This window comes from Terrabacter sp. Root181, assembly GCF_001428505.1.
Taxonomy (GTDB): domain Bacteria; phylum Actinomycetota; class Actinomycetes; order Actinomycetales; family Dermatophilaceae; genus Terrabacter.
In genome coordinates this window covers 234,174-253,139 of the sequence record NZ_LMHU01000005.1, presented here as the reverse complement: position 1 = coordinate 253,139, position 18,966 = coordinate 234,174, and the positions used below count along the sequence as shown (strand labels likewise).

The following is an 18,966-nucleotide window of genomic DNA, read 5'->3' as shown; positions in this document are numbered from 1 at the left end:
AGCGTGTCCGTCCGCTGGTCGTGCACGGAGGGCGGAGGCGTTCTATGGTCCGGCCATGTCCTCCCAGTCGCCTTCCCAGTCGCCCTCCCCGACGAGCTCGGGGCTTCCGGCAGAGTCCCGCCGACTTCCCGTGATCGGTTTCATCGCGCTCGTCGTCCTCTACCTCGTCATCGTCCAAGGCCTCGGCCTCCTGCTGACTCGCGGCCTCGACACGAAGTACGCGGCGCCCACCAGGGTCAACGAGCTGTGGCGCAGCATCACCGTCCCGGTGGGGCTCTCGGTCGTCCTCGTGGCCGCGGTGATCTCGTGGCTGCGTTGGTGGCGAGCGGTGGTTCACGACGACCGGCCCGTCCAGCGCTGGCTCGTCATCGTGCCCGTCCTCATGCTCGCCTCCGTCCTCATCGTGACGAACTACGCAGGGTTGGCCGACCGCGGCCTCGGCTTCGCCGTGCTGCTGCTGCTCTCGACGCTGTTCGTCGGCGCCGGTGAGGAGCTGATGTTCCGCGGACTGGGCGTCACCGTCTTCCGCTCCAACGGGTTCACCGAGGGCAAGGTCGCCTGTGGTCGACCGTCATCTTCGGACTGGCACACGCCTCGAACCTGATCAGCGAGGGGCCCGGGGCGTTCGTCCAGGTGCTGGTCACCATCGCCGCCGGCTACTTCTTCTACCTGATCCGCCGGCGCTCTGGGGGAATCTGGCTGCCGATGCTCGTGCACGGCCTGTGGGACTTCTCGCTGGTCTCCGCCGGGGTCGTTCCGGGCAAGAGCTACCCGCTCGTCATCGTCGCGATCCTGACGATGATCGGGCTCGTCGTCCTGCTGCTCGTTCGCCGCCACCACATCGAGCCGGTAGATCGACCCGCCGCCGTCTGAGACGCGACCACCCACCGTAGGAGCACGATGTCCGCCGCACCGCCCCGCCGCGCCACACCTCGCATCGAACCCTCTCCCCGCGTCGGACTGATGATGTTCGCCGCCTATGCCATCGTGGTCGTCGGGCTGATGAGGATCTCGGGGATCGGCTACGAGCACTTGTTCGACTCCACCTCGAACACCCTGCGTGCGGCCGTGCTCCCGTTGGCCGTGGGTGCCGTGCTCGTCATCGCGTTCCTGCGATGGGCGCGGTGGGACGGGGTGTTCCACGAGCTCCAGGCGCTCTCGAAGGGGAAGCTGCTGGCCTCCCTGCCGGTCGTGATGATCGCCGTGATCGTCCTGACCCTCATGGGCGTCAGCTGGAGCCAGTTCGCCACCGGACAGGTGCTCGTGATCGCCCTGGCAGCAGCGCTGGTCGGCTTCACCGAGGAGACCGTGTTCCGGGGGATCGTGCTGCGCTCTCTCCGCACCGGCCGGCGGACCGAGGCCGCAGCCCTGGCCTGGACCGCGCTCGTCTTCGGCCTCTTCCACCTGACCAACCTGGCCCTCGGCGAGATGGGGGCACCCCTGCAGGTCGTCTTCGCCGGGCTTTCCGGTGTGTCGTTCTACCTGGCCCGCCGGCTCACCGGCATCCTGTTCGCCGCGATGGCCCTGCACGCGTCGTGGGACTTCTCCACGTTCCTCGCCGGGGTGCACCCCGGCGAGGGGGTCTTCGTCAGCACGGCAGCCTTCGGCCTGGTGGTGATCTACGCATGGGCCGCCGTCATCCTCATCGTCCTGGTCCGGCGCGACCGGCACACTCCGGCCAACCCCCGCGACGCGGATGCGGTCGGGACCCGCACTCGGGACTGACCGGTTGTCATGCGGCATCCTGTGGGCATGGAGCTGGAGTTCACCGGCGAGGTCTGGCAGTGGCGCGGCCCGGCGCCGTACTACTTCGTCACCGTCCCCGAGGACGAGTCCCTTGCACTCCATGACGTCGCCCACGTCAGCTACGGCTGGGGCATGATCCCCGTCACCGCACGCATCGGACGCACTCGGTGGGCGACGTCGCTCTGGCCCAAGGACGGCGGCTACGTCGTCCCGCTCAAGGTCGCCGTCCGTCGGGCCGAGGGCGTCGAGGACGGCGACATGGTCGACGTGGGGCTGGACGTCCGCGTCGACTCGTGACGCGGCATGCTGGATGTCATGGACGACGAGACCACCCTCGACGACGAGACCCGCCCGGGCATCGACGCGCCGGCGGACGACGCCTTCACCGACCACTTCACGAGCCCGATCTACGACGACGCGGGCGACGAGCTCGCGCCGTTCGGCACGGACGAGGGAGCAGACCTGCTCGCCGACTGGGCCGCCCGCACGGACGAGCTCGGCCCGTCGACGACCGTCCGCGACCTGCTCGCCGACGGTCTCGACCACCCGGCTGACGTCGACGGCATGCTCGCCGAGCTCGACGACGAGGACGGGGTCGACACCGCGACCGTCGTCGTCGGGGCTGGCTTCACGCTGCTGCGCCTGACCGGGCAGATCGACGACGAGGGCCGCGCAGCCGTGCTGCGCGCCCTCGCCGCGCTGGAGGCCTTCCACGGCGAGCAGCCCCAGCTGAGCCGGATGCGCGACGACCTCGAGTCCTTCGTCTGACCGGCGGTCCGCAGGCCAGCCTCAGACCGCCGTCCACGTCAGCGACAGCCCGCTCGGCGCGAAGACCTGCGGGGCGAGCGACTCGGGGGTCGCCGCGATCCCCGGGCCGCCGAGCGCGACCCACCCGGTGATCGCGTCGACCGTCGCGTCGTCGAGCACGCCACGCACCCATGCGGGCCGTCCTCCCGAGCGTCGCCCGGCCACCGACGGTGTCACGACGACGACGTTCGACTCGTCGCACGCGAGGAGGCACGCGCTGCGCAGCACGCGGGCGCGACCCCGGGTGCCGACCTCGAGCCGGGCGAGGAGCCCGTCGTGGTCGACCCCGGGGTGCTTGCGCTCCGTGCCGCAACAGCAGTCACGGCAGACCCGGACGATGCACGTGTGCGCGGATTCGCTGTCAGCAGAGGCGTGCTCGTATGCCGTCACGCCGCCACGGGCTCGAGGGCCCGCTTGGGTGGGACGACGCGTTCCATGAGCAGGCCGAAGACGAGGCCGAGGGTGAGCCACATCGTCGCGAGCTGGGCCAGGGACGCGAGCCGGAAGTCCCACAGCAGGGCCGCGGGGACGTCGGCCGGCACGGTGTCGGGCGAGCCCGGCACGAGCACCAGCACCAGCACGACGAGCGCCACGGTCGCGACGACGTCGACGGCCCAGCGCGTGGACGGCACCGTTCCCCGCGCCGCGAGGCGCCGGTCGAGCACCGGCACGAGCAGCGCGATCGCGACCCCGAGGAGCAGGACGACGGCATACAGCATCGTGCGCCGGCCCACGGTCTCCGGGTCACCCACCGCAGGCGGGTTCGACGGGATCTTCAGTGCCGGAAGGAGACTCACGGCCGAGAAGCCGATGGTCGCGAGCACCATCGAGCGACCGAAGTCGCCCCGTCCGGCCAGACGCTCACGCATCCGGGCGAAGACGACGGCGAAGATCACACCGACCGCGACCCCGACGAGGACCGCCGTGACGGCACCCCCGACGACCTGCGCCGACCGCGACACGAGCGGCTCCTCGCCGCCGTGGGCGGGCAGGCCGGCCGACGCCGACTGGCCACCGTGCACGGAGCGCAGGTCCTCGACGGCGAGGGCGCGGCGGATGACGGGCTCGACGACGAGCCAGATGACGACGGCTGCCGCCAGGCCCGCGGACACGCCGGCCAGGACCCCGCGCCGCAGCACGGAGCCGAAGCTCAGCCCCACCTCAGTGGCAGGGGACGCCGAGAGCGTGACGCGCGTCGTGCGTCAGCTCGTGGAGCATCTGCGCAGCGGGCGCGCTGAGCAGCGCGCCGTTCTCCTGCGAGACGAAGTAGAGCGCGAAGACGGCGAACGCGAGCAGGGCCCACGCCCAGACGGGGACGCGGACGCTGGTGGACGGGGAGACGGCAGACGCCGATGCAGCAGTGGTCATGGCAGATTGACCCTTTCGTTCCATGCCTCGTGGACAGATCGCGCCGCAGCCGGTCTCCTGGCTTCCAGATCGTCACGCCTCCCCAGCCTTCCCAGCGACCCGGCGTCAACCTGCGGTCACCAGTGGCGAATGGTGGGGACTTGCTCCCTGGTCACAGTGGCGAGGACCACGTCGGAATCACACCGACTTCCCGTGCACTGCGGCACTCGCATCCTGACACAGCCCGTCCGGACATGCCACGGGGACCCTAGGCGCCCGGCGTGTTTCGCGTGGCCCGGGTGATCCCGGTGATCCGCGTGCCGTAGAGGTGCGACTCCACGAAGTCGTCGGTGTCGCGCGCCGCGAGCGCACGGCCGACGAGGATGACGGCGGCCTGGCGCAGGCCGGCGGCCTCGACCTGGTCGGCGATGTCGGCGAGCGTGCCGCGCAGCACGAGCTGGTCGGGCTGCTCGGCGTCGGCGACGACGACCACGGGGCAGTCGGGGCCGTAGTCGCCGACGAGAGACGCCATGAGCTCGCGCGTGCGCCGGATCGCGAGGTGCAGCACGAGCGTGGCCCGCGACCGCGCGAAGTGCGCGAGCGACTCGCTCTCGGGCATCTGCGTCGAGTCGCGGTGCGCCCGGGTCAGCACGACGGACTGCGCGACCTCGGGCACCGTCAGCTCGCGGCCGATGAGGGCGGCCGCCGCCGCATACGCCGGCACGCCCGGTGTCACGTCCCACGGCACTCCGGCGCGGTCGAGGCGCCGGGTCTGCTCGGCGATGGCGGAGTAGAGCGACGGGTCGCCCGAGCAGAGCCGGGCCACGTCGTGCCCAGCCCTGTGCGCGCGGACGCAGTGCTCCGTGATCGCGTCGAGGTCGAGGTGCTGGGTGTCCACGAGCTCGGCACCCTCGGGGCAGTGCGCGAGCACCTCGGCGCCGATGTAGGTGCCGGCATAGAGGCACACCCGGGACTCACCGACGAGCCGCACCGCCCGGAGCGTGAGCAGGTCGGCGGCGCCCGGGCCGGCACCGATGAAGTGAATGGTCATGAGTCGGTCTCCGAGTCTCCTTGTGACACAGCCTTCTCCACCGACCATTGCACGATCGACCGGGCCGGCTTCCAGCCGTGGAGCGATCCGATGGTGTCGAGGTCCTCGACGGCGACCCGGGTCATCGACCCACCGAGCCGGCCACGCATCTCGTGCAGCAGCAGCTCGGTCTCGACCGTGACGCCGTGCACGACGAGCCGTCCACCGGGCACGAGCGCCGCCCAGCACGCGTCGAGCAGCGGGCCCGTGGCCCCGCCCCCGACGAAGACCGCGTCGGGCCGCGGCAGCACCCCGACGGCCTCGAGCGACGCCGCCTCGACCACCCGAAGCCCGGGCACCCCGAGGGCACGCGCGTTGCGCCGCACCCGTGCGGCCCGCCCCGGGTCGCGCTCGACGGCGTGCACCTCGTTGCGCGGGTGCGCCCGGGCGAACTCGATCCCGACGGAGCCGGCACCCGCCCCGAGGTCCCACAGGACGTCGCCGGGCTGGGGCGCCAGGTGCGCCAGGGCCGCGGCCCGGACGACACGCTTGGTCAGCTGCCCGTCGTGCTCGTATGCCGTCTCGCTGAGTCCCGGCACGAGCGACCTGGCGCTCCGCGTCGGGTGCGGGTCGCACTCGACGCACACGAGGTGCAACCGAGGGGTGGGACGCCCGTCCCACGATGCGGCAACGCCCTCGGTGCGGGACTCGGCCGGCGAGCCGAGGTCACCGAGCACCGTGAGGCGGCTCGCGGCATACCCCTCCTCGACGAGCAGGGACGCGACGCGGGCCGGGGCGTCGTCCCCCGAGGTCAGCACGACGAGCCGTGCCCGCGGCGCGAGGTCACGGCGAAGTCGGTCGACGTCTCGTCCGACGAGCGTCACGACGTCGGAATCCTCTGCGGCCCAGCGCATCCGGGCGCGGGCCAGGGCGACCGACGAGACCCCTGGGTGGATCCGCACCGCGTCGGCCCCGAGCTCGCGCACGAGAGTCGAGCCGATGCCCGAGACGAGGGGGTCCCCGCTCGCGAGCACGACGACCCGACACGTGCCGGCCTCGTCGAGCACCTGTCGCAGGGCAGGGAGCAGGGGCGACGGCCAGGGCACGAGGCGACGGCCGGGACGCTCGTCGAGCATGGCGAGATGTCGCGCGCCGCCGACGACGACCTCGGCCGCATCGACGAACCGACGGCCGTCGGGGCCGAGGGACTCCAGCCCGGACGCACCCACGCCGACCACCTCGATCACAGCGGTGACCCTAGCGCGACGGATCGGGTGCCATTCGTTGTGACCGTTCCGGCCCGATACGCCCCATGTCGGCCCCATGATGTCCTATCGCACGTCGTCGGGGGACGGCAGGCAACCAAGATGCGACACAGGGGAGGAACACGAGGATGACTCACATCCACCCGGGGTCGGGGCGGCTCCCGCTGCCCCGACTGACCACGGTGACCACCCGCGGTGGGAGCGTGTCGTTCGACGTGCCCGCCGACTGGGACACGATCGAGCCGTCGCCGGACGGGGACGTGGTCGCCGCCGTCGAGCCCGACGAGTCGGACCGTTTCCGCACCAACGTCGTCCTCACGTTCGCCGACGTGGGGGGTTCGCTCGCCGAGTGGCAGCGCACGACGCAGCGCCGGGAGGCCGAGGAGCTCGACGGCTACGTCCTGCTCGACCACGACGAGGTCACCATCGGCGGCCACCTCGGGCTGCGCCGGCTCTCGACCCACTCGACCCCGGCCCACGAGTCCGTGACGACCGAGACGTGGACCACCCTCGTCGACGGCGTCGGCGTCACCCTGACCGCCCGCGTCGGCACCCTGCGCCTGGCCCAGCTGGCTCCCGTCATCGACGCCGTCGCGGCGAGCCTCGTCATGCGCGCCGACGGACTGGTGCCCGCATGAGCGTGACCTTCGACGCAAGCACCTCCCGCCTTCGGCTCGACGCCGACGCCTTCATCACGCTCGTCGAGTACGCCACCGACCCCGAGGGAGCGTGTGAGGACGTCGTCGCGCGCCTCAGGGAGGCCGGAGCGGTCGCCGACGGGGCACCGCACCCCGTCCTGCGCAACGCCCTCGCAGCGGTCACCAGCTCCCTCGGCTCGCTCCAGGTGCTCGTCACCGGTCCCGACGGGGTCCGCCTCCACCAGGCCTGGGTCGCGTTCGTCAGCGCGATGCTCACCGACCTCGCCGACGGCACCTACGACTTCGCGGCCGTGAGCACGGAGTTCGTGCCCACGACCATCGGCCGGCTGACGGGGCTGCAGGCCCGACCCCGGCTCGACCCGGCCTCGGCCGTCGTCGACGAGTCGCTGCTCGACGACCTCGCCTCCAACTCCGAGGCCGCCCGCGCCGCAGGCAGCGAGGCCCTCGCCGACCTGCTCGCGCCCTGGCCCCCGGCCGCGGCGGCGGTGCGCGCCGGACTGTGGCAGCTGTCGGTGGTCGACATCGCCTTTCCGGCGCGCGACCGCACCATCGTGCGCCGGCTCGCGTGGGTCGACGTGGACGCCGGACTGCTCCGGGTCGAGGCCGACGAGCACGGCCCGACCCTGGTGCCGACGACGTCGACCGCCGTGTGGCGGGCCATCGTCTCGATCCTGCCGACCGACGCCGAGACCGGCCCGGCGGCGCAGTCGGCCTGAGCCGCCCTGCGCCGGACCCCCGCGACGTGGCAGACTGCCCGTGGCGACTGGGAGAGGAATCCGGTGCGAATCCGGAGCGGTCCCGCCACTGTGAACCTCCGACCACGCGGTCGGCGGAAGCCAGGGCATCTCCCGTCGCTGGTCGCGCCCGCCGGGCGCGTCCGGTCCACCGACGCGGGCGCGGCACCCGCAGGAGGCTCGCAGTCACGTGCGCGACGGTTCGAACGACCCTGACCACACCGGGTCACGCCCCGGCATCTTCCCCTTCTCGGCCGTCGTCGGCTCCGACGACCTGGCCCTGGCGCTCGTCCTCACGGCCGTCTCGCCCGAGGTGGGCGGCGTGCTCGTGCGCGGCGAGAAGGGCACGGCGAAGTCGACGATGGTGCGTGGCCTCGCCGCCGTGCTCCCCCGTCAGGCGGTCGTCAGCGGCTGCCGTTTCGGCTGCGCCCCCGGTGACGGCGCCGGCTGCCCCGACGGACCGCACGACGTCGGCGCCGAGGCCGGCACACGCGCCGCTCGCCTCGTCGAGCTGCCCATCGGCGCGACCGAGGACCGCGTCGTCGGGTCGCTCGACCTCGAGCGGGCGCTGGGACGCGGCGAGACGGCATACCAGCCGGGGCTGCTCGCGGCCGCGAACCGCGGCATCCTCTACGTCGACGAGGTCAACCTCCTCCACGACCACCTCGTCGACCTGCTCCTCGACGCGGCGGCGATGGGCCGCAACACCGTCGAGCGCGACGGGGTCTCCGTCTCGCACGCCGCACGCATCGTGCTCGTCGGCACGATGAACCCCGAGGAGGGCGAGCTGCGCCCGCAGCTGCTCGACCGCTTCGGCCTGACCGTCGAGGTCGCCGCGCCCCGGGAGCCCGCGCTGCGCGCCGAGGTCGTACGCCGCCGGCTGGCCTTCGACGCGTCGCCCGGCGCGTTCGTGGCGCGGTTCGAGGACGACCAGCAGGCGCTGCGCGGGCGGATCGCCGACGCTCGGTCGAGGGTCGGCGCGGTCACGCTGACCGACGAGGTGCTGACGAAGATCGCGACCGTGTGCGCCGCCTTCGAGGTCGACGGCCTGCGCGCCGACATCGTCACGGCCCGCGCCGCCGTCGCGCACGCGGCGTGGTCGGGCCGCACGACGGTCACCGTCGCCGACGTCCGGGCCGCTGCCCGGCTGGCCCTGCCGCATCGCCGGCGCCGCAACCCGTTCGACTCCCCCGGCCTCGACGAGGACCTCCTCGACCAGCTCCTCGGCGACGACGCGCCCGGTCCGGAGCCCGAGCCCGACCCGGGTCCGGGCGACGGCGGCGAACCAGAGCCAGGCGACCACGACGACGCTCTCGACGGCGAGGCGCAGCCGAGCACGTCGTCGGAGAGGGCACACGCCGGGGACCGCGAGCCGGATCGACAGCCCGAGCCCCAGCGCTCCGAGCTCGAGCCGGGACACGGCGAGAGCAGCGATGGCGGCGAGCGCGAGGTGCCCACGGCTTCTGCAGTGAGCGCCGCCGACGAGCCGTACCGGCCACAGCTCTTGCGTGCCAAGGGGATCGGCCAGGGGGACCCCGGCCGGCGCTCGGCCGCCCTGACGAGCACCGGCCGCCGCGTCGGCTCGACGAGCGCCACCACCGGGCCCGTCCACCTGCCTGCGACGATCCGCGCCGCCGCCGCACGCGGCGAGGCCGGCCCGAGCGCCCGGCTGCGCGTGCTGCCCCGCGACCTGCGCCGCTCGGTCCTGCAGGGCCGCGAGTCCAACCTCGTGCTGCTCTGCGTCGACGCGTCGGGGTCGATGGCCGCCCGCCGGCGCATGGAGGCCGTGAAGTCGGCGGTGCTGTCCCTGCTGCTCGACGCCTACCAGCGGCGCGACAAGGTCGGGCTCGTGACCTTCCGCGGGTCCGGCGCCGAGCTCACCCTGCCGCCGACCGGATCGGTCGACATCGCCGCCCGCCGGCTGCGCGACCTCCCCCACGGCGGACGGACGCCGCTCGCGGAAGGGCTCGGGACGGCATACGACACGTTGCGCGTCGAGCGCCTGCGCGACCCGAACCGGCGCGCGCTCCTCGTCGTCGTCACGGACGGCCGGGCCACGAGCGGCACCGACGCACTGGGTCGGGCCGCCCGCGTCGCCACGCAGCTGCGGCACGAGGGGGTCGAGAGCGTCGTCCTCGACTGCGAGTCGGGGCGTTTCCGGATGGGCCTGGCCGCCCGGCTCGCCGAGCACCTCGGCGCCGAGCACCTGCCCGTCGGCGAGCTCGCCGCCGCGGCGATCGTCGGGGCAGCGCGCGCCACCGTCGACGGCCGCCCGACGACGGGGAGTGCTGCCTGATGCGCGGGCAGCCGACCACCGTGCCCGAGGACGGGCTCACGACCCGTCAGCGCCGCAACCGGCCGCTGCTCATCGTCAACACCGGTGACGGCAAGGGGAAGTCGACCGCCGCCTTCGGCCTGGCACTGCGCGGCTGGAACCAGGGCTGGTCGGTCGGCGTGTTCCAGTTCGTCAAGAGCGCGAAGTGGCGCATCGGCGAGCAGACCGCGGTCGAGACGCTCGCCGAGCTGCACCGCGAGACCGGCAGGGGCGGCCCGATGGAGTGGCACAAGATGGGCGCCGGCTGGTCGTGGACCCGCAAGGAGGGCACCGCGGACGACCACGCCGAGGCGGCCCGCGAGGGCTGGGCCGAGATCAAGCGCCGGCTCGCCGCCGAGACGCACGCCGTCTACGTGCTCGACGAGTTCACCTACCCCATGGTCTGGGGGTGGATCGACGTCGACGACGTCGTGGCGACGCTGCGCGACCGTCCGGGTCACCAGCACGTCGTCATCACCGGCCGCCGCTGCCCGGCGGGGGTCCTCGACCTCGCCGACCTCGTCACCGAGATGACGAAGGTGAAGCACCCGTTCGACGCAGGGCAGAAGGGGCAGAGGGGGATCGAGTGGTGAGCGCCTTCAGCAGCGCGGTCGACGCGGCGGTCGGCGTGGCGCTCGGCCGCCTCCCGGCCGAGCCGGGGCAGACCGGCGCCACCGTGCTGCCGCGCCTCGTCGTCGCCGCCCCCGGCTCCGGGCACGGCAAGACGACGGTCGCGACCGGGCTCATGGCAGCGCTGCGCGCTCGGGGGCTGGGCGTGTCCGGGTTCAAGGTGGGGCCCGACTTCATCGACCCCGGCTACCACTCGCTCGCGACGGGCCGCCCCGGCCGCAACCTCGACCCCTTCCTCTGCGGGCAGGACCGCGTCGCTCCACTCCTGGTCCACGGTGCGGCGGCGAACGGGACGACCGACGTCGCCGTCATCGAGGGCGTCATGGGGCTCTTCGACGGGCGCATCGGCGGGGACGGCTACGCATCGACCGCGCACGTCGCGACGCTCACGCGCACGCCGGTCGTGCTCGCCCTCGACGTCAGCCACATGACCCGCACCGCCGCGGCGATCGTCCACGGCCTCGCGACCTTCGAGCCCGGCGTCCACGTGGCCGGGGTCGTGCTCAACAAGGCAGCGTCCGGCCGGCACATGCGCGAGGTCTGGTCCGCGCTCGAGGCCACCGGTGTCCCCGTGCTCGGCGTGCTGCCGCGCGACGCGGGCATCGAGGCACCGTCCCGTCACCTCGGGCTCGTGCCTGCCGCCGAGCGCGAGGAGGCGGCCCGCTCGGTGCGGCTCCTCGCCGAGCGCGTGGCCGAGCACGTCGACCTCGACGCCGTGCTGGCGATCGCCCGGTCCGCTCCCGATCTCGACGTCCCGGCGTGGGACCCCGTCGCCGCCCTGGGGGGCGGTGCCCGGACGTCCGCGGTGGGCCGGCGCCCGGTCGTGGCCGTCGCCGGCGGCCGCGCCTTCACCTTCCGCTACGCCGAGACCGACGAGCTGCTCCGGGCGGCGGGCCTCGAGCCCGTCGTCTTCGACCCGCTCCACGCGCGGTCGCTCCCCGTCGGCACCGCCGGGCTCTACCTCGGCGGCGGCTTCCCCGAGGTGCACGCCGAGACGTTGTCCGCGAACTCGGCGGTGCGACAGGAGATCCTGCGCGCCGTGCGGGCGGGACTGCCGACGGTCGCCGAGTGCGCCGGGATGCTCTACCTGTCCGAGTCCGTCGACGGCCACGAGATGGTCGGCGCCATCCCGGCCGTCGGGGCGATGGGCCCCCGCCTGACGCTCGGCTACCGCACCGCGGTCGCGCCCGGCGACTCGGTGCTCGGGGTGGCCGGCACGCGCGTGACCGGCCACGAGTTCCACCGAACGACGGTCGGCGGCGACGCGGGGTCGGCCACGGCGGGGTGGCTGCTCGACGGCACACCCGACGGCTTCGCCCTCGACCCCGCCGGCACCGGCCGAGCGACGGTCCACGCCTCCTACCTCCACACCCACTGGGCGGGCCACCCCCGGCTCGCCGTCCGCTTCGCCGACGCCGTGCACGCGTATGCCGTCGGCGCGGGTTCGCGCCGGAGGGCGTCGTGAGCGACGGCGGAGGTCTCGTCGACCTGCACCACCACGGCGACCGCGACGCCGCCCCGGGCCTCGTCGACCTCGCCGTCAACGTCCGCCTGCCCGCCCCGCCGCCGTGGCTCGCCGACGTCATCGCGGGCTCGCTCCGCGACCTGGGCCGCTACCCCGACCCCACCCCCGCGGTCCTGGCCATCGCGGCACGACACCGCGTCGACCCGGCGTGCGTGCTGCCGACCGCAGGCGGGGCCGAGGCGTTCACGCTCGTCGCCCGAGCCGTGGCCGGCTACCGTCCGGTCGTCGTGCACCCGCAGTTCACCGAGCCGGAGGCCGCGCTCGCCGCCGCCGGGCGCCCCGTCATGCGGTGGGTGCTGGAGCGCGACGACGGCTTCCGCCTCGACCCGGCCACCTTCTCCCCGTCCGGCGACCACGCCCACTCCGACCTCGTCGTCGTCGGCAACCCGACGAACCCGACCGGCGTCCTCCACCCGGCCGACGACCTGCGGGCGCTGCGTCGTCCGGGGCGGGTCGTCGTCGTCGACGAGGCCTTCATGGACGCCGTTCCCGGCGAGCCCGAGTCGCTCATCGGAGCGGACCTCGAGGGCCTGCTCGTCATCCGGTCGCTGACGAAGACCTGGGGGCTGGCCGGCCTGCGCGCGGGCTACGTCGTGGGCGACCCCGCCCTCGTCGCCGCCCTCCGCGAGGCACAGCCACCGTGGTCGGTCTCGAGCCCTGCAGTCGCTGCGACCGTCGCCTGCCTGTCAGAGCGCGCCGTCGCCGAGGCCGAGGCCGCAGCGGTCGCGTTCGCCGGCGACCGCGCCGTCCTCGTGCGCGAGCTCGCTGCCGTCGGGCTCAGCACCGGAGCATCCTCGGCCGCACCCTTCGTCCTCGTCGACACGAGCCCGCTCGGCGACGCCTCGGTCCGGGAGGACCTCGCCCGTCTCGGGATCGCCGTGCGACGCGGCGAGACCTTCCCCGGACTCGGGCCGACGTGGGTCCGCCTCGCCGTCCGCGACCCCGAGACCTCGCGCGCCGTCGCCGCGGCGCTCGACGACCTGAGGAGACTGCGCCATGTCGCCTGAGCTGAGCTTCGCCGGCCTGTCGGTCCTCGTCGCGCAGATCGGACCGCACTCGGTCGCGACCGTCCACGCGCTGCTGCGCGACGGGGCCCGCGTGAGCGTCGGCGCCGCCCTGGCCGACCTGCCCACCTCGCTGCGCGACCTCGCCGAGCGCGGACTCGTCACCCCGGACACACAGGCCGACTCGACGGCATACGACGTCGTCCTCCGTGGGGAACCGTCGACCTCTCCCGCCCCACCCACCGAACCCCTTGTCGCCCAGGGCGACTCGTCGGTCGGAACGGTGACGCTCCTCGGTGGCGGGATCGGCGACCCGGGGCTGCTGACCGTCGCGGGCATCGAGGCCATCCGGCAGGCCGATGTCATGGTGCACGACCGTCTCGCACCGCTGAGCGCGCTGCGTCACGCTCGCGACGACGTGCACGTGGTCGACGTCGGAAAGATCCCGCGTGGCGAGTTCACCCCTCAGGAACGCATCAACGACCTCCTCGTCGAGCACGCGCTCGCGGGGCGCAACGTCCTGCGACTCAAGGGGGGCGACAACTTCGTCTTCGGCCGGGGCGGCGAGGAGGCCGAGGCCTGCGTGGCGCGCGGCATCCCCGTCGTCGTCATCCCGGGCATCTCGTCGAGCATCGCCGCACCCGCCCTCGCCGGAATCCCCGTGACGCACCGCAGCCTCGTGCAGGGCTTCACCGTCGTCAGCGCGCACGTGCCGCCGGGCGACCCGCGCAGCACGCTGGACTGGGCAGCCATCGCCCGCAGCCGCACCACCATCGTCGTGCTCATGGGCGTCGCGACGCTCGGGGCGGTGGCCGACACCCTCGTCGCCGAGGGCCTGCCGCCGACGACGCCCGCCGCCGTCGTCGCGGACGCCGGCCTGCCGAGCATGCGGACCGTCCGGGCCCCACTCTCGGAGATCGACGCGACGGCCCGACGCGACGGTCTCTCGGCGCCTGCCGTCGTCGTGATCGGCGACGTCGCGGCGCTCGACGTCCTGCGATGAGCCGACCCCTCGGGCTCGCCCTCGGCTGGGCGCTCGACCAGGCGGTCGGCGACCCGGGTCGCTGGCACCCGGTGGCCGGGTTCGGCTCGGTCGCAACGGCTCTCGAGCAGAGGACATATGCCGCCCGGCGCGCCGACGGGGTCGCGCACATCGCGCTGCTCGTGGCCGCCACGGCCGGTCTCGGCGCTGTGGCGGAGCGCACCGCCCGGCGCAGCGATGTCGTCCACACCCTCGTGACCGCCGCCGCGACGTGGGCCGTGCTCGGCGGTCGATCCCTGACGCGCGAGGCCGCCACCATCGACGACCAGCTGCGCCGTGGTGACCTCGACGCCGCCCGCGTGCAGGTGCGCAACCTCGTCGGCCGGGACACCACACGGCTCGACGGCGACGAGGTCGCCCGCGCCTGCATCGAGTCCCTCGCCGAGAACACCTCCGACGCCGTCGTCGCCCCGCTCCTCTGGGGCGGTCTGCTCGGCGTCCCGGGCCTGCTCGGCTACCGCGCCGTCAACACCCTCGACGCGATGGTCGGGCACCGCAACGACCGCTACCGCGAGTTCGGCTGGGCCGCAGCGAGACTCGACGACGGTGCCAACTGGGTCCCGGCACGGGTTGCCGCCGCCACGGCCTTGGCGGGCGCGGGGTCGCGCGAGCGGGCGCTCCGAGGCTGGGCGGCGATCCGGCGCGACGCCCCGGCCCACCCGAGCCCGAACGGCGGCGTCGTCGAGGCGGCCTTCGCCGGCGTCCTCGGGGTGCGGCTCGGCGGGTCCAACGCGTACGACGGCCTGGTCGAGGACCGTGGCACCCTCGGCGACGGGCCGGTGGCGAGCGTCCAGGACATCGCCCCGGCCACCCGACTCGCCCGCCGGGTGGGCGCGGGATCGCTCGCCGTCGCCGTCATCTGGTCGGTTCGAGGCCGACCTCGTCGCCGACGCTGATCGTCCCGGACGTCAACAGGCGGAACACCGTCCCGGCCCGGGCGTGCAGGGCCCGCGCCGCACCGGGGCCGAGGTTGTCGTCGAGCAGCCGGCAGGGTGCGGCGATGCGCACGACCTCGAGCTCGACGTCGCCGATCGTGATGCGATCTCCCGGCCTCGTCGGGATCGCGCCGCCTGAGATCGTCACGTTGCGGCGCGTCAGGCCCGGGTCCACCGGGCGCCCGAGCTCGGCGGCGGCCGCCTCGAGATCGGGCAGCGACTGGATCGTCACGTGCCGGTGCTTGCTGCCGTGGTAGCGGTCGCCGACGAGGCCCGCTCCCGCCTCCGCCTCGACGCTCGGCACCGAGCGCGTCGGCAGCCGGCGCCCCTTCGCGACGTGGATGGCGACGACCGTCGGGGTCTCGGTGGGCGGCTCGGGGTGCATGTCGACCAGGCTAGGCATCGGTCTCCGGCTGCGTCGGGACGGGTGGGATGCGCAGCCCCGGCGGCCCCGCGCCGTGCTCGCGCTCGTACCACGCGGCATACGCAGCGACGGCGGTGGGCAGGGTCGGGAAGATCAGGTCGGCGCCCACCTTCTCGACGAACCCGCCGGCGTCGAGCGACAGGCGCATGTCCTCCTTGACCCGAGCCATCGCGAAGCGGATGCCGCGGTCCGAGAGCGTCGAGCGCAGCGTCTCGAGGGCGTCGACCGCCGTGAGGTCGACCTCGGTGTTGGCCTCCGCGTTGAGCAGGAACCACTCGACCCGGCCGTGGTGCCTCGCCTCGTCGACGACCTGGATGGCGCGCGTCACGAAGTCGTCGGAGTTGGCGAAGAAGAGGGGCGAGTCGTAGCGGTAGACGACGAGCCCGGGCACCTGCACGGCGTTCGGGTGGTCGTCGATGTCGTGCATGCCCGCGACGTCGGGCACGTAGCCGAGCACACCGTCGTGCGGGTGGACGATGCGTCGCAGCAGGTCGAGCACCGACAGCGCGATCGCCGCGCCGATGCCCGGCAGCACCCCGAAGAGGAGCACGGCGGCCGTCGTCGAGAGCGCCAGCACGAGCTCGCTGCGCCGGAAAGCCCCGATGCGCCGCATCTCGGGGATGTCGACCAGACGCACGGCGGCATAGACGACCACGGCGCCGAGGGACGCGGTCGGGAAGGCTGCGATGACGGGTCCGAGCCACAGCAGGGTCGCTACGACGAGGACGAGCGAGACGAGGGAGTGCAGCTGGGTGCGCGCCCCCATGGAGTCGGCGATGACGGTGCGGCTGCCGCTCGAGCTGATCGGGAAGCCCTGCAGCAGACCGGTCGCGACGTTGGCGCCGCCGAGGGCGAGGAACTCCTGGTTGCTGTCGATGGTCTCGCGGTGGCGCCCGGCGAAGGCCCGCCCGGTGAGCACGTTGTCGGAGTAGGCGACGACCGCGACGCCGAGGGCCGCCGGGAGCAGGGCCCACACGTCCACCGCCGAGACGTCCGGCACGGTGAAAGCCGGAAGTCCCTGCGGCACGGGACCCACGAGCGTGATCCCGAACCGGTCGGCGAGGTCGAGGACGGCGACGAGCACCGTCGACCCGAGCATCGCGATGAGCGGCCCCGGCCAGTGCGGCGCGAAGCGCTGGAACGCGAAGAGGACCACGAGCACCCCCAGGGCGAGCAGCAGCGTCGGCACGTGGACGTCGCGGAGATGCGTGACGGCATACCTCAGCTCCTGGAGGAAGGAGTCGCCCTCGACGTGGAGCCCGGTCAGCTTGCCGATCTGGCTGACGATCATGAGCGCGGCGATGCCGGCCATGTAGCCGACGAGCACGGGCTTGGAGAGCAGGTCGGCGAGGAAGCCGAGCCGCCCGACGAACCCGACGAGGCAGATGAGCCCGACGGCGATCGCGAGGAGGGCCGCCATCTCCTGCCGCATCGCCATGCCGCCGGCCGCCGTCACCAGCGCGCCGACGCCGGCGGCCGTCATCAGGGCCGTCGTCGACTCGGGCCCGACGGAGAGCTGTCGCGACGACCCGAGCACCGCGTAGACGAGCAGCCCCGGACCGACGGCCCACAGCCCGCTGACCGCGGGCAGCCCGGCCACCTCGGCGTACGCGAGCACCTGCGGCACGAGGTAGGCGGCGACCGTGATGCCGCCGAGCACGTCGCCGCGCAGCCACACCTTGTCGTAGCGGCGCAGGACGGCCACCCCCGGGAGCAGCCGCTCCCACCGTGCCCGCTGCTGCAGGTCCGCCGTCACCTCTCGAACCGTACGCGAGGGCGTCTGCCGTCAGGCTGGTTTCGCGTCGACCGCCCCGATGGCCCCCCTGGCCCCCGTGACCTCCATGGCCCGGACGGCTTCCCCCACCGTCTCGACGACGCGGACCCCGTCGGGGACCGGTGGCCGGCGCACGACGACAACGGGCACGCCGAGGTCGTGGGCTGCGCCCAGCTTGGCCTCGGTGAGGGCGCCGCCGGAGTCCTTGGTCAGGAGCACGTCGACGGCCCGGCTCTCGAGGAGGTCGCGCTCGGCGGCATACGGGTAGGGCCCTCGGGCCCGCAGGACCTCCCAGCTCGCCGGGACGTCCCAGTCGGGCGGGTCGACGACGCGGGCCAGGACGTAGCGGTCGTCCCAGACGGCGAAGGTGTCGAGCTGCTGGCGCCCGGTCGTGAGGAAGGGCCTGACCCCGAGACCCTCGGCCGCGACCCGCGCGGACTCGACGTCGTCGACCCACGTGAACTCGCCGGCGAGCGGGTGCCGGGTCCACCCCGGCCGCTGGAGGCGCACGAGCGGCACCCCGGCCCGGGCGCACGCGGCGACGGCGTTGCCGGTGATCTGCGCGGCGAAGGGGTGGGTGGCGTCGACGACCACGTCGTAGCGGCGGTCGACCAGGTGGTCGGCCAGACCCTCGACCCCACCGAAGCCTCCGGTGCGCACCTCGCCGACGGGCAGCGCCGGCGCGCTGACCCGGCCCGCGAGGCTCGACACGACGGAGTCCCCGCGCTCGACGAGGCGGGCGGCGAGGTCTCGCGCCTCACCGGTGCCCCCGAGGACGAGGACGTGCACGGTCAGGCGGGGACGCGCAGCCGGCGCGTCATCTCGCCCACGGCGACGGTGATGGAGTGGCCGAGGTGCACGCAAGGACCGCTGATCTCGTTCTGCTGGCTGCCGCCGAGCCCGATGACGACCTCGGGATGGGCGCGGCCCACGGTGTCGACGATCTCCTGGGCCGCGGTGATGTCGATGTCGCGCGGCACGGCCATGACCATGCCGCTCGCCCGACGGGCCTCGATGGCGCGCAGCCAGTCCTCGGCCGGCAGGTCGGCGCCGACGTAGACGGTCGCGAAGCCCGCGCGCCGGGCGGCCACGGCGAAGGCGAGCAGGCCGAGCTCGTGGCGGGCGCCGGGCGGCAGGCCGATGAGCAGGGTCGGGCCGTCGACCCGGCCCGACGCGGCCTCGTAGGCGGCTGCGAGACGGCGCTGGACGGCATACGACACGAGGTGCTCGCCAGCGACGGTGAGGCGACCGTGCGCCCACGCCTCACCGACGAGCTGGAGGGTCGGCATGAGCCAGTCGTCGACGACGTGCTCGAAGGTGCCGAGCGCGAAACGGGCGTCGAGGACGGCCGTCGCCGACGCGGAGTCGAGCCGCTCGGCCGCCCGTATGAACGCCTCGGCGTCCTCGGACTGGTAGCGGCCGCCGGGGCGCAGGGGCGCGACGCGGCTGGCCCGGCTCTCGCGGTCACCGCGGCCGAAGGGGGTCTCACGGCCGGCGGGGTCGCGGCTGGAGAGCCGACGCGTCGTCTCGGCAGCGGCCTCGCGGGCCGACCAGCCCTCGTTGACGAGGGAGTTCATGATCGCGAGGGCGCGGACGTCCTCGGGACCGTAGAGGCGGTAGCCGCCGTCGGAGCGCTGCGGGCTGACGACGCCGTAGCGACGCTCCCACGCGCGGAGGGTGGCGACGCTGATCCCGGTCAGCTCGGCGGCACGCTTGATGGTGTACATCGA

General features: G+C 74.0%; 22 protein-coding genes and 2 riboswitches. Of the genes, 13 read left to right on the top strand and 9 right to left on the bottom strand.

Annotated features, from left to right (window positions below):
• The first annotated feature begins 130 nt into the window (after positions 1 to 130).
• From ASD90_RS10090 to ASD90_RS10070, 5 genes are all read left to right on the top strand, one after another.
• Positions 131 to 604, top strand: a complete 474-nt coding sequence (locus tag ASD90_RS10090; RefSeq protein ID WP_056755389.1) for a hypothetical protein — start codon at positions 131 to 133, stop codon at positions 602 to 604.
• Complete coding sequence (locus ASD90_RS10085; protein ID WP_082588621.1) at positions 559 to 873, top strand: CPBP family intramembrane glutamic endopeptidase; 315 nt, start codon at positions 559 to 561, stop codon at positions 871 to 873. The genes ASD90_RS10090 and ASD90_RS10085 overlap by 46 nt, the downstream gene beginning before the upstream one ends.
• A 90-nt stretch (positions 874 to 963) precedes the next feature.
• Positions 964 to 1,725: a CPBP family intramembrane glutamic endopeptidase gene (locus ASD90_RS10080; RefSeq protein WP_056755383.1), complete on the top strand. Its 762-nt coding sequence runs from the start codon at positions 964 to 966 to the stop codon at positions 1,723 to 1,725.
• A 27-nt stretch (positions 1,726 to 1,752) separates the two neighbouring features.
• A complete protein-coding gene (locus tag ASD90_RS10075) occupies positions 1,753 to 2,043 on the top strand; it encodes a DUF1905 domain-containing protein (protein ID WP_056755380.1) in 291 nt (96 codons plus the stop codon).
• Positions 2,044 to 2,061: 18 nt separating this feature from the next.
• Positions 2,062 to 2,514 (top strand): hypothetical protein, encoded by a 453-nt coding sequence (locus tag ASD90_RS10070; RefSeq protein ID WP_056755377.1) that lies wholly within the window; start codon positions 2,062 to 2,064, stop codon positions 2,512 to 2,514.
• Between the two features lie 21 nt (positions 2,515 to 2,535).
• Here the strand turns inward: ASD90_RS10070 and ASD90_RS10065 are convergent, their stop codons facing one another.
• From ASD90_RS10065 to ASD90_RS10045, 5 genes are all read right to left on the bottom strand, one after another.
• Positions 2,536 to 2,943: a hypothetical protein gene (locus ASD90_RS10065; RefSeq protein WP_056755374.1), complete on the bottom strand. Its 408-nt coding sequence runs from the start codon at positions 2,941 to 2,943 to the stop codon at positions 2,536 to 2,538.
• Positions 2,940 to 3,713 (bottom strand): CbtA family protein, encoded by a 774-nt coding sequence (locus ASD90_RS10060; protein ID WP_056755372.1) that lies wholly within the window; start codon positions 3,711 to 3,713, stop codon positions 2,940 to 2,942. Before ASD90_RS10060 ends, ASD90_RS10065 begins: the two co-directional genes overlap by 4 nt.
• Before the next feature lies 1 nt (position 3,714).
• On the bottom strand, positions 3,715 to 3,921 hold the full coding sequence (locus ASD90_RS10055) for a CbtB-domain containing protein (protein WP_020143588.1): 207 nt from the start codon (positions 3,919 to 3,921) through the stop codon (positions 3,715 to 3,717).
• Between the two features lie 29 nt (positions 3,922 to 3,950).
• Positions 3,951 to 4,138: riboswitch (cobalamin riboswitch) on the bottom strand.
• A 30-nt stretch (positions 4,139 to 4,168) separates the two neighbouring features.
• The gene (locus ASD90_RS10050; RefSeq protein WP_056755369.1) at positions 4,169 to 4,951 is read right to left on the bottom strand and encodes a cobalt-precorrin-4/precorrin-4 C(11)-methyltransferase; all 783 of its coding nucleotides are present in this window, start codon (positions 4,949 to 4,951) and stop codon (positions 4,169 to 4,171) included.
• Positions 4,948 to 6,177 carry a bifunctional cobalt-precorrin-7 (C(5))-methyltransferase/cobalt-precorrin-6B (C(15))-methyltransferase gene (locus tag ASD90_RS10045; protein ID WP_056755366.1) on the bottom strand — a complete coding sequence of 410 codons (1,230 nt, stop codon included), beginning with the start codon at positions 6,175 to 6,177 and terminating at the stop codon, positions 4,948 to 4,950. The genes ASD90_RS10050 and ASD90_RS10045 overlap by 4 nt, the downstream gene beginning before the upstream one ends.
• 146 nt (positions 6,178 to 6,323) lie before the next feature.
• Here ASD90_RS10045 and ASD90_RS10040 point away from each other — a divergent pair, with 146 nt between their 5' ends.
• The 8 genes from ASD90_RS10040 (at position 6,324) to cbiB (ending at position 14,999) form a co-directional block, all read left to right on the top strand.
• Complete coding sequence (locus tag ASD90_RS10040; RefSeq protein WP_056755363.1) at positions 6,324 to 6,833, top strand: hypothetical protein; 510 nt, start codon at positions 6,324 to 6,326, stop codon at positions 6,831 to 6,833.
• Positions 6,830 to 7,570 (top strand): hypothetical protein, encoded by a 741-nt coding sequence (locus ASD90_RS10035; protein ID WP_056755360.1) that lies wholly within the window; start codon positions 6,830 to 6,832, stop codon positions 7,568 to 7,570. Before ASD90_RS10040 ends, ASD90_RS10035 begins: the two co-directional genes overlap by 4 nt.
• 56 nt (positions 7,571 to 7,626) lie before the next feature.
• Positions 7,627 to 7,698, top strand: a riboswitch (cobalamin riboswitch).
• 80 nt (positions 7,699 to 7,778) lie between these two features.
• On the top strand, positions 7,779 to 9,884 hold the full coding sequence (locus tag ASD90_RS10030) for a VWA domain-containing protein (protein WP_056755357.1): 2,106 nt from the start codon (positions 7,779 to 7,781) through the stop codon (positions 9,882 to 9,884).
• Positions 9,884 to 10,495 carry a cob(I)yrinic acid a,c-diamide adenosyltransferase gene (gene cobO / locus ASD90_RS10025; RefSeq protein ID WP_235506537.1) on the top strand — a complete coding sequence of 204 codons (612 nt, stop codon included), beginning with the start codon at positions 9,884 to 9,886 and terminating at the stop codon, positions 10,493 to 10,495. The genes ASD90_RS10030 and cobO overlap by 1 nt, the downstream gene beginning before the upstream one ends.
• Positions 10,492 to 11,997: a cobyrinate a,c-diamide synthase gene (locus ASD90_RS24305; RefSeq protein ID WP_235506535.1), complete on the top strand. Its 1,506-nt coding sequence runs from the start codon at positions 10,492 to 10,494 to the stop codon at positions 11,995 to 11,997. Before cobO ends, ASD90_RS24305 begins: the two co-directional genes overlap by 4 nt.
• Positions 11,994 to 13,064, top strand: coding sequence for an Rv2231c family pyridoxal phosphate-dependent protein CobC (gene cobC, locus ASD90_RS24300; protein WP_056755354.1), 1,071 nt, complete (start codon positions 11,994 to 11,996; stop codon positions 13,062 to 13,064). The genes ASD90_RS24305 and cobC overlap by 4 nt, the downstream gene beginning before the upstream one ends.
• Positions 13,054 to 14,064, top strand: a complete 1,011-nt coding sequence (gene cobA, locus ASD90_RS10010; RefSeq protein WP_056755352.1) for a uroporphyrinogen-III C-methyltransferase — start codon at positions 13,054 to 13,056, stop codon at positions 14,062 to 14,064. The genes cobC and cobA overlap by 11 nt, the downstream gene beginning before the upstream one ends.
• The gene (cbiB, locus tag ASD90_RS10005; RefSeq protein ID WP_056755349.1) at positions 14,061 to 14,999 is read left to right on the top strand and encodes an adenosylcobinamide-phosphate synthase CbiB; all 939 of its coding nucleotides are present in this window, start codon (positions 14,061 to 14,063) and stop codon (positions 14,997 to 14,999) included. The genes cobA and cbiB overlap by 4 nt, the downstream gene beginning before the upstream one ends.
• Here cbiB and ASD90_RS10000 read toward each other — a convergent pair.
• Genes ASD90_RS10000 through ASD90_RS09985 form a run of 4 tightly spaced genes read right to left on the bottom strand, consistent with a single transcriptional unit; the run spans position 14,959 to position 18,963 of the window.
• Positions 14,959 to 15,423: an MOSC domain-containing protein gene (locus tag ASD90_RS10000; RefSeq protein ID WP_056755347.1), complete on the bottom strand. Its 465-nt coding sequence runs from the start codon at positions 15,421 to 15,423 to the stop codon at positions 14,959 to 14,961. The two genes, cbiB and ASD90_RS10000, sit on opposite strands and share 41 nt — an antisense overlap.
• A gap of 10 nt (positions 15,424 to 15,433) precedes the next feature.
• Entirely contained in the window at positions 15,434 to 17,218 is a 1,785-nt protein-coding gene (locus tag ASD90_RS09995; protein ID WP_082588619.1) for a SulP family inorganic anion transporter, read from the bottom strand.
• A gap of 30 nt (positions 17,219 to 17,248) precedes the next feature.
• Positions 17,249 to 18,025, bottom strand: a complete 777-nt coding sequence (locus tag ASD90_RS09990) for a cobalt-precorrin-6A reductase (protein ID WP_056755342.1) — start codon at positions 18,023 to 18,025, stop codon at positions 17,249 to 17,251.
• Positions 18,026 to 18,027: 2 nt separating this feature from the next.
• Positions 18,028 to 18,963 carry a MerR family transcriptional regulator gene (locus tag ASD90_RS09985; protein WP_056755340.1) on the bottom strand — a complete coding sequence of 312 codons (936 nt, stop codon included), beginning with the start codon at positions 18,961 to 18,963 and terminating at the stop codon, positions 18,028 to 18,030.
• Positions 18,964 to 18,966: the final 3 nt, after the last annotated feature.

Excerpts from the sequence above, each read along its gene's own strand:
- ASD90_RS10080 (WP_056755383.1), top strand. The coding sequence starts at position 964 with ATGATGTTCGCCGCCTATGCCATCGTGGTCGTCGGGCTGATGAGGATC.
- ASD90_RS10075 (WP_056755380.1), top strand. The coding sequence starts at position 1,753 with ATGGAGCTGGAGTTCACCGGCGAGGTCTGGCAGTGGCGCGGCCCGGCG.
- ASD90_RS10070 (WP_056755377.1), top strand. The coding sequence starts at position 2,062 with ATGGACGACGAGACCACCCTCGACGACGAGACCCGCCCGGGCATCGAC.
- ASD90_RS10055 (WP_020143588.1), bottom strand. The coding sequence starts at position 3,921 with ATGACCACTGCTGCATCGGCGTCTGCCGTCTCCCCGTCCACCAGCGTC.
- ASD90_RS10050 (WP_056755369.1), bottom strand. The coding sequence starts at position 4,951 with ATGACCATTCACTTCATCGGTGCCGGCCCGGGCGCCGCCGACCTGCTC.
- ASD90_RS10040 (WP_056755363.1), top strand. The coding sequence starts at position 6,324 with ATGACTCACATCCACCCGGGGTCGGGGCGGCTCCCGCTGCCCCGACTG.
- ASD90_RS10035 (WP_056755360.1), top strand. The coding sequence starts at position 6,830 with ATGAGCGTGACCTTCGACGCAAGCACCTCCCGCCTTCGGCTCGACGCC.
- cobO (WP_235506537.1), top strand. The coding sequence starts at position 9,884 with ATGCGCGGGCAGCCGACCACCGTGCCCGAGGACGGGCTCACGACCCGT.
- cobA (WP_056755352.1), top strand. The coding sequence starts at position 13,054 with ATGTCGCCTGAGCTGAGCTTCGCCGGCCTGTCGGTCCTCGTCGCGCAG.
- cbiB (WP_056755349.1), top strand. The coding sequence starts at position 14,061 with ATGAGCCGACCCCTCGGGCTCGCCCTCGGCTGGGCGCTCGACCAGGCG.
- ASD90_RS10000 (WP_056755347.1), bottom strand. The coding sequence starts at position 15,423 with ATGCACCCCGAGCCGCCCACCGAGACCCCGACGGTCGTCGCCATCCAC.
- ASD90_RS09985 (WP_056755340.1), bottom strand. The coding sequence starts at position 18,963 with ATGTACACCATCAAGCGTGCCGCCGAGCTGACCGGGATCAGCGTCGCC.